13 protein-coding genes and 1 pseudogene are annotated in these 13,976 nt (G+C 51.1%); all 14 read right to left on the reverse strand.

Annotated elements, in window-relative coordinates; translation table 11 throughout:
- Positions 1 to 49: 49 nt before the first annotated feature.
- The 14 genes and pseudogenes from REIFOR_RS09380 to REIFOR_RS09450 all read right to left on the reverse strand — a co-directional run bounded on the left by REIFOR_RS09380 (position 50) and on the right by REIFOR_RS09450 (position 13,960).
- Positions 50 to 1,081, reverse strand: coding sequence for a LacI family DNA-binding transcriptional regulator (locus tag REIFOR_RS09380; protein ID WP_100257304.1), 1,032 nt, complete (start codon positions 1,079 to 1,081; stop codon positions 50 to 52).
- Between the two features lie 18 nt (positions 1,082 to 1,099).
- Positions 1,100 to 2,464 carry a dihydrolipoyl dehydrogenase gene (lpdA, locus tag REIFOR_RS09385; protein WP_100257305.1) on the reverse strand — a complete coding sequence of 455 codons (1,365 nt, stop codon included), beginning with the start codon at positions 2,462 to 2,464 and terminating at the stop codon, positions 1,100 to 1,102.
- A 6-nt stretch (positions 2,465 to 2,470) separates the two neighbouring features.
- Entirely contained in the window at positions 2,471 to 3,283 is an 813-nt protein-coding gene (locus tag REIFOR_RS09390; protein ID WP_100257306.1) for a 2-oxo acid dehydrogenase subunit E2, read from the reverse strand.
- Between the two features lie 5 nt (positions 3,284 to 3,288).
- Positions 3,289 to 4,725, reverse strand: coding sequence for an NAD-dependent succinate-semialdehyde dehydrogenase (locus tag REIFOR_RS09395; protein WP_193437296.1), 1,437 nt, complete (start codon positions 4,723 to 4,725; stop codon positions 3,289 to 3,291).
- A gap of 10 nt (positions 4,726 to 4,735) precedes the next feature.
- Positions 4,736 to 5,728, reverse strand: coding sequence for a biotin/lipoyl-containing protein (locus REIFOR_RS09400; protein WP_100257307.1), 993 nt, complete (start codon positions 5,726 to 5,728; stop codon positions 4,736 to 4,738).
- The gene (locus REIFOR_RS09405) at positions 5,728 to 6,711 is read right to left on the reverse strand and encodes an alpha-ketoacid dehydrogenase subunit beta (RefSeq protein ID WP_100257308.1); all 984 of its coding nucleotides are present in this window, start codon (positions 6,709 to 6,711) and stop codon (positions 5,728 to 5,730) included. Before REIFOR_RS09405 ends, REIFOR_RS09400 begins: the two co-directional genes overlap by 1 nt.
- A gap of 1 nt (position 6,712) precedes the next feature.
- Positions 6,713 to 7,708 (reverse strand): thiamine pyrophosphate-dependent dehydrogenase E1 component subunit alpha, encoded by a 996-nt coding sequence (locus tag REIFOR_RS09410; RefSeq protein ID WP_100257309.1) that lies wholly within the window; start codon positions 7,706 to 7,708, stop codon positions 6,713 to 6,715.
- A gap of 19 nt (positions 7,709 to 7,727) precedes the next feature.
- Positions 7,728 to 8,108 (reverse strand): FmdB family zinc ribbon protein, encoded by a 381-nt coding sequence (locus tag REIFOR_RS09415; protein WP_100257310.1) that lies wholly within the window; start codon positions 8,106 to 8,108, stop codon positions 7,728 to 7,730.
- Between the two features lie 71 nt (positions 8,109 to 8,179).
- Positions 8,180 to 9,484 carry a M24 family metallopeptidase gene (locus tag REIFOR_RS09420; protein ID WP_100257311.1) on the reverse strand — a complete coding sequence of 435 codons (1,305 nt, stop codon included), beginning with the start codon at positions 9,482 to 9,484 and terminating at the stop codon, positions 8,180 to 8,182.
- Positions 9,485 to 9,502: 18 nt separating this feature from the next.
- Positions 9,503 to 10,303: an SDR family NAD(P)-dependent oxidoreductase gene (locus tag REIFOR_RS09425; protein WP_227003654.1), complete on the reverse strand. Its 801-nt coding sequence runs from the start codon at positions 10,301 to 10,303 to the stop codon at positions 9,503 to 9,505.
- Positions 10,304 to 10,331: 28 nt separating this feature from the next.
- Positions 10,332 to 11,072, reverse strand: coding sequence for an ABC transporter permease (locus tag REIFOR_RS09430; RefSeq protein ID WP_100257313.1), 741 nt, complete (start codon positions 11,070 to 11,072; stop codon positions 10,332 to 10,334).
- Between the two features lie 3 nt (positions 11,073 to 11,075).
- Positions 11,076 to 11,354: an ABC transporter permease gene (locus REIFOR_RS09435; RefSeq protein ID WP_100257314.1), complete on the reverse strand. Its 279-nt coding sequence runs from the start codon at positions 11,352 to 11,354 to the stop codon at positions 11,076 to 11,078.
- A 6-nt stretch (positions 11,355 to 11,360) separates the two neighbouring features.
- A pseudogene (locus REIFOR_RS17190) lies at positions 11,361 to 12,380 on the reverse strand (ABC transporter permease).
- Positions 12,377 to 13,960: a sugar ABC transporter ATP-binding protein gene (locus tag REIFOR_RS09450; RefSeq protein ID WP_100257317.1), complete on the reverse strand. Its 1,584-nt coding sequence runs from the start codon at positions 13,958 to 13,960 to the stop codon at positions 12,377 to 12,379. Before REIFOR_RS09450 ends, REIFOR_RS17190 begins: the two are co-directional and overlap by 4 nt.
- Between the last annotated feature and the right edge of the window lie 16 nt (positions 13,961 to 13,976).

The following is a 13,976-nucleotide window of genomic DNA, read 5'->3' on the forward strand; positions in this document are numbered from 1 at the left end:
AGGAGAGGGTCGGGGAGAATAGACCCCAAGTATACTTGGGGTGTGTTGCTTAGGCCTTCGCCGTCGACTCGCGCACCACCAAGTGCGGTGCAATAAGCCAGCGTTGTTTACTCGGCCAGGGCGAGCCGATTTCCTTGACCAACATTCGGGCAGCCTGCTCTCCGATCTCTTCGAACGGAACCGATACCGTGGTCAGAGATGGATTTACAATGTCGGCCATGGGCATATCATTGAATCCGCAGATCGAGATATCCTTAGGAATCTGGATATTCAGTTTACGACAGGTTTCAATCGCGCCGATGGCCATCAGGTCGTTGGCCGCAATCCAGCCCGTGGCCTTGCCGCCCGATTCTAGGTAATCGCGCGCGCCCACTCGACCGGCATCAACACTAAAGGCATAGGTATCGTCCTGATCACAATTAATTATGTCGAACTCGATATTATTTTGCTGACACAGCCACTCGAAGGCCTGACGTCGCTTTAAGCCCTGTAAAATGGTATCGGGACCGGCGAAGTGGGCCAAGTGACGATGACCCAATGAAATCAAGTGGTTGATCGCCAACTCCATGCCATGCTGATCATCGCTTAACACCTGGTGCACCAGATGGCCTTCTTGTATTGACCGATTGGCCAAGACGAGCGGTATTTCCTGCAACAGGCATTCGCTGACACTGCGGTCTTCTAAAAACGCACTCGCCAAGATCAGTCCATCGACGTTGCGCATCGCTAGACGGCGAACCTCTTCCAAGGCCTCCTCTTGGTTATTATTACTAAACACAAAAATAGTGATATAGCCTTGGGTAAACAAGTAGCTTTGGATGCCCTTGATCATGGGCGGAAACACCGGATTGAGAATATCGGGAATCACCACGCCGATAACATGGGTTTTTTGATTACGCAGGGCCGCCGCGGCTAAATTGGGGATATAGCCGAGCTCACGGGCACAGTCTCGTACCCGCTTCACCTGGTCCTTACCCACCATATGTTCGGTCTCCGGGCTCAAAGCCCGAGAGACCGTGGCAGTGCTTAAGTCCAGTTCCTTTGCAATGTCTTTTATTCGGACTCGCCCATATTTCGACATCTTAAGCTCTACTCCAAGTTATAAATCCGTAAGGCTACCTAACGCTCTTTCTGCCGCAAACGCAATGGTTTCAGACAGGGTCGGATGCGCATGGATGGTCAGTGCTAAATCCTCTAGCGTTGCACCCATTTCAATGGCCAAGGTAACCTCCGCCAGCAACTCACCGGCATTTTTCCCAACCAGTGAGCCACCCAATATCCGCCCAGTGGGCTCATCGTAAACCAGTTTGGTCAGGCCATCCTGCCCGCCCGAGGCGAGATTACGGCCGCTCGCCAACCAGGGAAAACTGGACGATTTAGCCTGATAGCCAGCTGCTTTAGCTGCTTCTACACTGAAACCTATCCAAGCGAATTCCGGCGAGGTATAGGCAACCGACGGAATCAGCTTGGTATCAAGCTGAACCTTGTGTCCCGCGATCACTTCGGCGGCGATCTTGCCTTGATGCGTGGCTCTGTGGGCCAGCATCGGCATGCCCGTAACATCCCCTATAGCAAAAATATGCTTAACCGTGGTTCTGCTTTGAGCATCGACATCGATAATATCGCCGCGGCTAAGGGTCAGACCTGCGGCTTCAATATTCACTTTTCCGGCGTTGGAGCGTCGACCAACCGCAGAAATAACAATATCCGCTTCAATCGTCGTGTCTTTTGATGTTGTTAGGCGGATCCCGGCGCTGCTGGTTTCAATATCAACAACTGCAGTGCCAAAATGGAACTCACAGCCCTGCTGGACCATTGCCTTATGTAACACCTTCGCAGATTCAGCATCCGCATCAGGCAGCATTGTATCGGCTAACTCTACTAGAGTCACCTTACTGCCTAAGGCAGCGTACAGGGTTGCCATCTCTAAGCCGATAATACCGGCGCCCACAATGGTCAACCGCTGCGGTATTTCAGGCAATTCCAGCGCTCGGGTCGAATCCCAAATACGGGCATCCACTGGCCAGTTCGGTAGACTGACCGGGGTCGATCCGACCGCGATAATGACGTGGTCGAAATCAATAGTTTCACCCTCGACCGACACACTATTGGGGCCGGTAAAGCGTGCTTCCCCTTGATGCACGGTGACCTTGCGTCGACGCGCGATTCCACCCAGGCCCCCGGTCAGCTTACCGACCAGCGAGTCCTTATGAGCGCGCACCTTATCCAAGTCGATCTCAGGCTCGGAGAAGGTGATCCCGAGTTCCGAGGCATGCTTGGCTTCGCGAATCACTTCAGCAACATGCAGCAGTGCCTTGGAGGGGATACAGCCTTCATTTAGACACACGCCACCGATGGAGTCGCGTTTGTCGACTAAAACAACATTAAGCCCCAGATCTGCCGCGCGAAAGGCCGCCGCATACCCGCCAGGACCACTGCCTATTACTAATAATTCTGTTTTCATCTCGCCTTACACCATCAGTCGTTGAGGTTCGGTCAAATATTTGCAAATTTGACGTGTGAACCGAGCCGCATCTGCTCCGTTAATAACCCTATGGTCGTAACTGAGATCCAGTGGTAAACGCAATTCCGGCAAAAACTCGGTGCCGTTCCAAACCGGTTCCGTGACCATGGGCGTAACACCCAGGATAGCGACCTCGGGCGGATTGACGATGGGGGTAAAATAGGTGCCACCGATATTGCCCAAACTGGTGATCGACATCGATGCGCCACCCATCTGCTCGGCTTTTAGGCGCTTCGATTTGGCTGCCAACGCTAGGACATTAATTTCCTCAGCGATGGCCACAATTCCCTTTTGGTCTGCATTGCGAATCACGGGTACAACTAAGCCATAGTCGGTGTCAACGGCGATGCCGATGTGCACATAGTGCTTTTGGATGAGCGTTTGACCGTCTGCACTTAGTGAGGTATTGAACTTGGGCATCTCTTGCAATGCCTTGGCCAACGCCTTAACCAAAAATGCCAGCACCGACAATTTCACACCGCGCGCCTGCATTTCGCCTTTTAGGCCCTTGCGAAATTGCTCCAGCAAGTCCACAGAGGCTTTGTCGCCATGGGTCACGCTGGGAATCAATTGGATCGATGCTTGCAGGTTGCCAGCCGACACCAAGGCCATCTTGGACATCGGTACTTCAGTCACCGCACCATACTGGCTGTGATCGACCTGCCAATATTGCTGGCCGTCTGGCGTCGCCTTGACCGAATGACCGGCAAAGCTCCGCGCTCGTTGTGACGGAGACCCGTCCGGTATCATGTTAATCATTGCGCTCACCAAACCGTCGATATGTATTGAGTTTCCATAAATTCCATCAAGCCTTCGTGGCCGCCTTCGCGCCCCAGTCCAGACTGCTTAACACCACCAAAGGGTGCCGCCGGATCCGAAACCAAACCGCGATTTAAGCCAACCATACCAAACTCAAGCTGCTCGCTGATGTGCAGACCTCTTTTTAGATCCTCGGTGAACACATAGGCCACTAAACCGTATTCGGTATCATTGGCCTTGGCGATAATCGCCTGTTCATCGGTAAAGGTTTGAATCGCCGCAACCGGTCCAAAAATTTCATCATCAAGGCACAACGCATTGTCGGGCACATTACTCAGAACCGTGGGCGGATAAAAATAGCCCGGCCCGGTTGGTAACACACCACCGACCTCAATTTTTGCGCCCTTTTCAACCGCGTCACACACAAAGGAACTGACCTTGTCGCGCGTGGCGGCATTGACTAGCGGACCCACATCGATGCCCGCTTCTAAGCCGTTGCCGACGGTTAACTTGCCCATTGCTGCGGACAGTTTTTCGGTAAACTCAGTGGCTATCGATGCGTGCACGTACAGTCGATTGGCCGCCGTACAGGCTTCACCCATATTGCGCATCTTGGCCAGCATGGCACCTTCAACCGCCACATCGATATCGGCGTCGTGCAGCACCAGTAGGGGCGCATTACCGCCCAGCTCCATAGCAGGGGTCAGTACCTGATTGGCAGCCAGCTTCAATAGGTTGCGACCAACACCCGTTGATCCGGTGAATGACACCACTCGAACCCGAGGATCATTCATAATAACTTCGGAGATTTCCGCGGGCTTCTGCGACGGCAGGATATTGACGACACCGGCCGGTACGCCGGCTTCTTCCAATAAAGCCGCCAAGGCCAACAATGACAGCGGAGTTTCACTCGCAGGCTTAACAATAACCGTGCAGCCGGCGGCGAGCGCCGGTGCTATTTTCCGCGTGCCCATTGCTGCTGGGTAATTCCACGGGGTTATTAGGTAAGCAATACCGGCTGGCTTCTGATGCACCAGGATCCGAGCACCACTGGCAGGGGCCATGGTGAGGTTGCCATCGGCTCGAACCGCTTCTTCGGAGAACCAACGGAAAAATTCGGCGGCGTAGGTCGCCTCGCCCATCGCATCGGTTTTCGCCTTGCCATTTTCCAGGGTGATGAGCTCAGCAAATTCCGGCAAACGGGCCGTCATCAGGTCAAAGGCTTTGCGCAAAATCACACTGCGTTGTCGCGGCGTCATGCCGCGCCAGACGGGCGCGGCATTGGCCGCCGCGGTCAGAGCGTCCTGTGCATCGGCAACCTCGGCCGAAGCACATTGGCTTAACACCGACTCGTCAAACGGATTGATGACATCAAATACCGCGCCTGAGGCTGAATCGCGCCACGCCCCGTTTATATACAATTGGTTCTTAAAGTCTGTCACAACACTAATCCTATAATAATTGACGCAGAGGCTGGGAGAAACGCAGCACTAATTCTGACAGCAGCGCGACGGCTTGCTTGGCGTTTATTACCTCAGAATCGTAGTTCAGGTCCACGGTCCATTCGGATGTGCCGAAGAATGCGATACTGATGCCAGAATGATTGTCATCTGAAAAACTGGCAATCGGTGAATCGGTGAAATCCCACAAACTCACTGTACTGTCGACTGCAGAGGTTATTAACTCAATACCGGACAAGCCCGCGCGATCTGGATTCAAAATGCTGGTCTCGTCAGCGGCCAAGGTCACATAACAGTCAGAATCGGACTCAATGGCCTGGGTTAAGCGCAACGCGCCCGCGGTCATAACGGCTAATAATTCTGCTCGAGTGATGGTAAAGCCTTCTGTGCCGAGCCACTGCTCCATCGCAACCAATGCCTCGGGTGCAACTTTCACACTCACCTTCGAACGAGACTTCGCAGTCGCTTTCATGGGTACATAATTGACGACATCGTGCGCATGGAAGGGTTGCGCTATGCCAGAGGATGCGATATCCGCCAAGGCGATATTGCGTTCACTGGCCAAGGCTTTTGCCTTGGGTGACGCAAGTATCTTACCCGTGCTGGATTGCTGGATCGGCACGGGTGCTTTCGGTACATCCGCTACGGCGGCAATAGGAGCAGGCGCTGCTACGGGCTTTTCGACTGCCGGCACTGGCGCGGCACTCACGGCCGGGGCCGCACTCGCCGAAGCGGCGCTTTCCTCAGGCGTGGCGGTCAGTTGCGCAATAACATCACCAACCGGTACCTCGGCGCCCTCTTCGTATTTAACGTGCGACAAATAACCCTCATGCCGAGTTTCGATATCTTGGACGGCCTTATCCGTTTCAACGGACAAGACTGCGTCGCCAGATGACACCCACTCGCCTGGCTGCTTGAGCCATTGCGCGATAATGCCCGTGTCTTGATTCATACCAAGCACCGGCATAATAATATCAAAAGACATTACAATACCCCTGTGACTAACTGTATCGCTTTGACCGTAACACCCTCAACAGTCGGGACGGTAAGGTCCTCTAGCGCAGGAGAGAATGGGATCGGAACATCCATGGCACCAATTCGCGTCAGGGGCGCATCCAGGTAATAGAAAGCCTGCTCATTCAGACGAGCCACAATTTCAGAGGTTACACCAAGGCTCTGATGACCTTGATCGACAACGATCGCTCGACCGGTTTTCTTAACCGAATTCACTAAGGTAGCGTCATCGAGTGGGGCAATGGTTCTAACACTAATCACTTCGGCACTGATCCCTTGACGCGCCAAGGCGACGGCCGCTGCTTGACACACCTGGACCATAGACGAGGTCGCGATCAGGCTAATATCCGTGCCTTGAGACACGACGCTGGCTTGGCCTAATGGGATGATGTATTCCTCTTCAGGGACCTCACCTTTCATCTGGTAGGACAGCTTGTCTTCGAAGATGATCACCGGGTTGTTATCGCGGATCGCAGCCTTCATCAGGCCTTTCACTTCGTACGGCGTAGACGGAATAGCAACTTTCAGGCCCGGTATGTGCGCAACCAAAGCTTGTAAACTTTGGCTATGCTGCGCGGCACTACGGCGCGTGGCACCCATATTGGTCCGAACGACCAAGGGCACGGTGAGCGCACCACCAGACATGTAATGTTGTTTGGCTGCTTGGTTAGCCAACTGATCCATGATCAGATAGATAAAATCACCGAACATCAAATCGACAATAGGCCGCATACCAGTCATGGCAGCACCGACGGCCATGCCCATAAAACCAGGCTCAGATATGGGTGTATCTAAAACGCGTTGCGTACCAAATTCTTCAACCAGCCCTGAGGTGACTTTAAACGGGGTGCCGGCTTCAGCTACATCTTCACCCAAGATAAATACACGCTCGTCGCGGCGCATTTCTTCGGCGATCGCTTCGTTCATTGCTTGCGACCAAGTAATAGTTCTCATGCTATATCTCCACCTTACTGTCTGCAAACACGTGCATATCAACTTCAGATTCGTCTGGGTAAGCAGCTGCCAGGGCGTATGCAACGGCGGCTTCCGCTTCTTGCTTGACGGCGCTATTGATCGTATCCAACTCACTCTGCTCTACCAATTTCTTCGCTACGAGCAACGTACTTAAGATGCTAATCGGATCGCGATCGTCTTTCCAATGCTGCTCTTCTTCTTTGGTACGGTAGTAGGCACGGTTGATATCGCCAACATGGTGACCGTGATAACGGTAGGTGGACAATTCTATAAAGAATGGGCCTTCACCGTTGCGCGCACGCTCGACTAATTTTTCAGACAGTTCGTTAACCGCTACAAAATCTTGGCCATCGACCCGATGGGACTCAATACCAAAGGCCTCAGCTCTGGCCGTTATCGTGCCAGCCGCCATTTCATCGACATGGGTATATTCACCATACAAATTGTTTTCACAGGCATAGATAACCGGTAAGTTCCACAGTGCAGCCATGTTCATCACTTCATAGAGTACGCCTTGACCGAGCGCGCCATCACCAAAGAAACAAACCGTGACGTCATCCTTGCCAAGCATTTTTGAGGTTAAAGCGGCACCCGTTGCAATACCGGCACTGCCACCAACAATGGCATTCGCACCTAAGTTGCCCATGCTCTGATCGGCAATGTGCATAGAACCACCCTTGCCTCGGCAGTAGCCTTCTTCCTTACCGAGCAGCTCACAGAACATGAGTTTTAAATCCGCTCCTTTGGCTACACAGTGGCCGTGGCCTCGGTGGGTACTGGTGATGTAATCGGTCTTTTTCAACGCTTCACAAATACCCACGGCGACCGCTTCCTGGCCACTGTACATATGGGTCAAGCCGGGCATCTTAGCGCCGAGGTAAAGATCGTTCGCGTTATTTTCAAATTCTCGTATAGTGACCATCTGTCGATACGCTCGGAGCAAACGCGGCGTATCTTTTTTTGTTAAAGTTGCCATTTTAAATTCTCTATATAAATTAGTGCTTATGGTTACAGCTAGGACCGTGAGTATGACTGTGACTTTTCCCGCCGATCAATTTAGGCGAAGCGGTCACGCCACCGGTTACCGTGCGCCGACTTGAAACAGAACCATAGGCCGGTGTTTCTCTAGTGTTTTGAAACATTTGCTTGGCTAAAGCCACATTCGAAGCACAACCGCAGGCGGTTGCTGCTGGCAGTTTTTTGTTAACCTTTACATGCTCGCGAATGCCGTTATAGCGGATCGAAAAGCCGGCAACTATTACTCGGATCATTTCTTCACCAGACTCCGGATGGCTGGTATAACGGGGCTCGTCCATTTTTTGGGTGAAGTCAAAGCGTTCACCGGTTTCTACTGATTCGTAGGTATATATAGGCATATGGCTTCCTCAACCTTGCCAGCGATATAGCTATCACTGACAAGGTTTTCAACTTTAACGATGGCTGTTAATTAATAAGCATTTGCGACAAATAGATCTTGGGCAGGGAACAGAGTAATAACTCGGCAACCGGTGGCGGTTACGACGATTTCTTCCTCAATTCGTGCAGCTCCATTGCCGTCAGCGGCTGGGCAATAGGTTTCAAGCGCGAAAACCATGCCTTCTTTCAATTCGAAAGGGTTCTCGAAAGACACTAAACGACTGATGATCGGCCGTTCATGCAACGCCAAACCAAGGCCGTGACCAAACTGGAGGCCAAAGGCTTCCATTTCAGATTCGAAGCCGAAGGCCTGTGCTCGAGGCCAAACGGCCGCGATCTTGTCGGTCGTCATGCCTGGTCTAACCAGAGCAATGGCATTGTCGATCCACTCACGCGCTTTAGCGTAGGCATCCACTTGCGCTTGCGTTTTACTACCGACGTTCAAGGTACGGTAATAACAGGTTCGATAACCCATGTAAGACTGAATAATATCAAAGAACGCTTGATCGCCAGGGCGATACATCCGGTCGGTGAAATTATGGGGATGGGGTGAACAACGCTCACCCGATACCGCATTAATCGCTTCGACATCGTCTGAGCCATTGTCGTATAGAAACTTGTTAGCAATGGCGACCATTTCGTTTTCACGTGTGCCCGGCTTAAGCTCTTCAGCAATTAAGTGATACGCACCATCGACCATAGACGCGGACTGATTCAGCAGGATAATTTCATCCATGCTTTTAATCTGTCGGGCATTCAACATAACCTGTTGAACGTCACGCACGTCAAGCCCTTCCTGCTGCAAAGCAAACAGCATCGGAGGTTCACAAACATCCACACCGATCGGCATATCGAAAACGCCTTCTTGGCGTAACAGATCGGCAATTTCTTTAGCCGCGTTTGCAAACAGGCCAGCTTCTTCACCGACCGAACCGCGCAGACCCAACATACCGGCACGCCAATGGTCCGGTTCGAACCAAGGGTTGTGCAGACGATGGTGCGCTGCGGCGCTGCCGAAGTCCCACAAATAGGGATCCGAGTTACCCGTAAACAGAGCATAGCGAGCAAACTTATCACGTGACCACTCGCCAATAACACTGCTGGTGAGGTAACGAATATTGTTGTTGTCGAAGCAAAGCATTGCGCCAAGATCAGACTCTTCTAGCGCGGTACGGGCTCGTGCGACCCGGTAACGATGTAAGCGACTGAAATCAACACGCTCTTCAAAGTCGACATTCATCCGTCCCGGAGACGGGATTGGACGTTCCCAATCCCAGCGCGGGTCCAGGTCAGGGTTCGTGATAATTCCATTATCACTTGGAGTTATAATAGCCATGTGTCTAACCCTTAGTTGTTATTGAATTACCATGCCGCCGTCGATCATCAACAACTGACCGGTCATATAATCTGAATCTGGGGCCGCCAGAAACACTGCGGTACCAACAACATCTTTAGGATACGAATAGCGCTTCATCAGAATCATGTTTTTGGCCAGCTCATCCATAGAATCGCCTTCTTTTTCAAACTTACCGATAGCGACCAGATCCTTATCGAGCTGTTCCCACAGTTCTGTTCGAACAACACCTGGGCCGTAGCCGTTTACGGTGATGTTGTGGTCTACCAGGGCTTTGGCGCCGCCGTTAATCATGGCTAGAACCGCATGCTTCGAACACGAATAAGGCACAACATCATCAAATGCTTGGCGCGACAAGATGGAGCCAACGTTGATGATCTTATATGGACCGTTTTCTTTACCCTGAGCAATCATTTGCTTGCCGGCTTCCTGCATACCGACCAGAACACCCCAGGCATTGACCTTCATGATCTGGTTCCAATTGTCTTCGGTAATATCCAAGAACATCATCGGCTTATTTATACCAGCATTGTTCAGCATGATATTGAGGCTACCAAAGGCATCAACGGTCGCTTTAACAGCCGCCGTCATTTGCTCACGATTGGTGACATCTAAACGCACGGCGATGGCTTCGCCACCTTGAGCCTTGATACGCGCCACAACGGCTTCACAGCCTTCGATATTCAAATCGGCAACACAGACTTTTGCACCATGACGTGCGTATTCTTCAGCTACGGCGGCACCCATGCCTTGAGCTGCTCCGGTAATCAGTACGTTCTTTCCAGCTAGACGTTGTGACATGATTTAATTCCTCAGTAGATGATGATTATTATTGTTTGGTTATGGCGGCGGTCAGCTTTCTTCGTAACTGGTCGGTATCGAAGAGCACCAGACGCCTTTGCAATTTATCCTCATACATTACAGACATGGTCTGGAACAAAATGACGGTAAGTAGCAGTATTCCGAGATATATTTGCACTACGTAAGCAGGTGTTATGTTAAATACCAATCCGGTATTGAGAAAGTTCACCGTCAAGGTACCGACTATTGCGCCGACCACACCACCTTTGCCACCCAGAATGCTCACACCACCGATAAAGGCGGCCACCGTTGCAGCGAGCAAGAGATACTGCAGCGCTAAGGGTTGTGCGGTACCGGAGCGCAGACCAATGATCGCTCCGCCGACGCCGGCACAGAAGCCAGACAAGGCAAAGACCAGAATCATCGGTCGATTCAGGCTAACACCGGATGCAACGGCTTCTTTACGGGCACCACCAATGGCGTAGATTTCGCGACCGTATTTGGTGTAGCGCATGAACAGGCCAACGACGATACAGAGCACAATGACCAAAATTGACGCTGGCGAGAAGAACACGCCCATTTTCGTTTGAATAAAGTCGGTGACAGTAAAGTCCGTTAACATGACCGTTCGTTCGTCAGCCGCAAATAACGATACACCGCGCAACAACATCAGGGTACCGACCGTTAATACGATGGCTCTGACTTTTAGGTAAGCAATTAAATAACCCTGAGTGGCACCAATCAACGTAGCGCAGACGACACCGAGCATTATTTAAGTGGGTGCACCGAGATCGTCCGCAAATCGAACCACAATAACCGCTGCCAAAGCAGCATTTGAGCCAATCGATAAGTCAATCTCACCGGCGATAATGCACAGTGTCAGGGCGAGGCCGACTAGGCCGAGCACTGCAAAACGCTCCATAATCGCAAAGCCAGTGTTGAGCGTAAAGAACAGCGGATTGGAGAACGCAAATATCGAAAACACCAGTACCGACAGGATCACCGCAAAGGCAAGGTCAGGATCTTTGGAAAATATTTTTTTAACATTCATTTCTAATTATCCTTCTGAGCGGGAGCCGCGGCGAATATAGGCGAAAATTATGATGCTAAACACAATCATCAGGCCAACCGATAGCACACGAGGACCACTGTTAAAGCCCTGAAGTACCATGAGGTTATCGATTGACGAAATGAAGATAGCACCTAGGCTGGTCCGCAGGGTCGAGCCAAAGCCGCCCACAATTGAGTTACCCCCAACCATGACCGTGGCAATGACCAGAATGGTGAAGTCACCACTGGAGCCAAAAGACGACGAAAAGTAGTTAGCCTGAGCACTCGACATCTGGGCCGAAAAGGCGACCGCGACAAAGGCACAACACACTGAGGCGATGATACAAACCTTTATGGCCATCATTAGATTTTCGTGGCCGGTTGCACGACCCGCAGCACGACTCGCGCCGATCAGATATACTTGTCGACCGAAGTTGGTTTTACGCAACGCCCATTCAGCAAGGCAAGCGATCAGAACAAATGCAATAGTGATGTTGGGTATACCAAACACCGAACCGGTACCGAGCCACTAGGCATCATTTGGGCGCCGGAACGAGATAACCAGGTTATCACTCCACCAAACGGCCAAACCATACAGAATACCCGCCGCACCCAGGGTCACCACGATGGGGTTGCCTCCCAAGTCGATCAAAAAACCCTGTATGGAGCCTGAGACCACCGCAACTAAAACAGCCGCCATCAGCGATAAGAAGAAGCCGTAGTCGTTAGACATGCACATTGCAAAAGCAATGATACACAGGGCGGCGGTTTCCTTCATGGAGAGCAGGAAAAAGTTGCCAGAGATCGTAACAAAGGTCAGACCAATCGCCATGATGCCAACCAAGGCTGCATCCCTGATAATGGTTTTGAAGTTAAACCAGGTCAGATAGTTTTGCGTGGTAATGGCGTAATAGACGAAAACGATCGCCAGGATCCCCAAAAACAACGCTATGCCGTATTTTTGCAAAAAGCTTTTGGCTTGAATGCCGCCCTTGCTAGCTGTGTTGGACAGAGTATTTGTAGTCACGATGCAACCTCCAATTTAAGATCGCTTGGATCTGGGTTCGTGATGTTATGTAATATTCGATCGGAGCTAATCTCTTCGCCAACCAACTCTTGTGCCAGGGCTCCCTTATAGAAAGTCAGCACACGGTCAGACAAATGGGTTATTTCCAATAGGTCGGTCGAGGCAATAACGATGGCGGCACCCTGATCGGCTAACGCGCGTAATTTAGCGTAGATTTCAGCCCGCGCGCCTACATCGACACCACGAGTAGGCTCATCAATCAGTATTAGCTCAGGGTTAATAGATAACCATTTACCCAGGGCCACTTTCTGTTGATTACCACCACTGAGAACAGACGCTTCTTGCTCAAGCCGACTAACATCGATGGTGAACGCCTTGGCGATCTCTAAGGCTAAGGCACTTTCTTTAATTTTACTTAAGATACCCCGGCTGCTAATGCGTTTTATATTCGGTGCTGTTAGGTTTTCAATAATAGGCCGACCCAAAAACAGACCATCGTGCTTTCGATCTGGTGAGCAGTAGCCTATACCATGTTCTATTGCCTGCTTAGGCGACTTTGGCAGAAACTCCTCACCGGTCGCCGTTTCCACAATACTACCCTGTCGTACGGGCGTATTGCCGGCCATGGCCGCAAGTATTTCACCCGCGCCACTGCCCAGCTGGCCGGCTAGACCTAAAATCTCACCCGCATTAATATTGAAATTAACAGGAGCCAGAACACGATCAGGCCAAAGGTTTTTGACGGAAAACTTCACATCAAGATCTTGTTTAAACTTACGTTCCGGAAACATGTCGCCGAGCTCACGTCCGAGCATTAGGGCGACCAATTTCTTAGTATCTAATTCAGCGGTTGGGACTGTTGCTTCGCTGCGGCCATCTCTCAGCACTGTGCACCGAGTTGTAATTTCAAACACCTCATTCATCCGATGAGATACATATATGATTGACTTACCTTGGGACCGAAGGCGATTTACCATCGTCAATATTCGTTGACTGTCCGCCTCACCGAGCGCTGCGGTAGGCTCATCGAGTATGAGCAGTTGCGGTTTATGGGCAATTAATCGCGCTACCTCTACCAGGTGACGTTCACCTACTGACAGACGGCTGACCAATGTGGTCGGGGATATATAGTCAAGACCTACCTCAAGTAAATTAGGCAATGCCAGCGCAGCCAACTTTGATAGCGAGGCAACTACTGGACCGTGATCTCCACCTAGAAAAATATTCTCAGCAACGCTTAGCGTTGGGATTAAACTGAGTTCTTGTTGCGCAATAGCGATACCCAGTGAGCGCGCCTTCGCCGGAGAACTTAACTTAACTTCTTCACCGTTAACGAGGATTTCACCACTAAACTCACTATCAAAGCCACTCATGATCTTCATTAGTGTCGATTTTCCGGCACCATTTTCTCCAACTAGCCCTATCACTTCACCGTGATCGACTGTCAGATCAACACCTTTAAGTGCGTGTATGGAACCAAAACTTCTTTTGATGTTTCTAAGTTCAAGCCATGCAGACATAGGAATAACCAACAATATTTTTATTTTTTTAAAGAGCCGACCGGGCGGCCGACTCATCATATTTAAGCTTTATAAA

Source organism: Reinekea forsetii, from assembly GCF_002795845.1.
GTDB lineage: Bacteria > Pseudomonadota > Gammaproteobacteria > Pseudomonadales > Natronospirillaceae > Reinekea > Reinekea forsetii.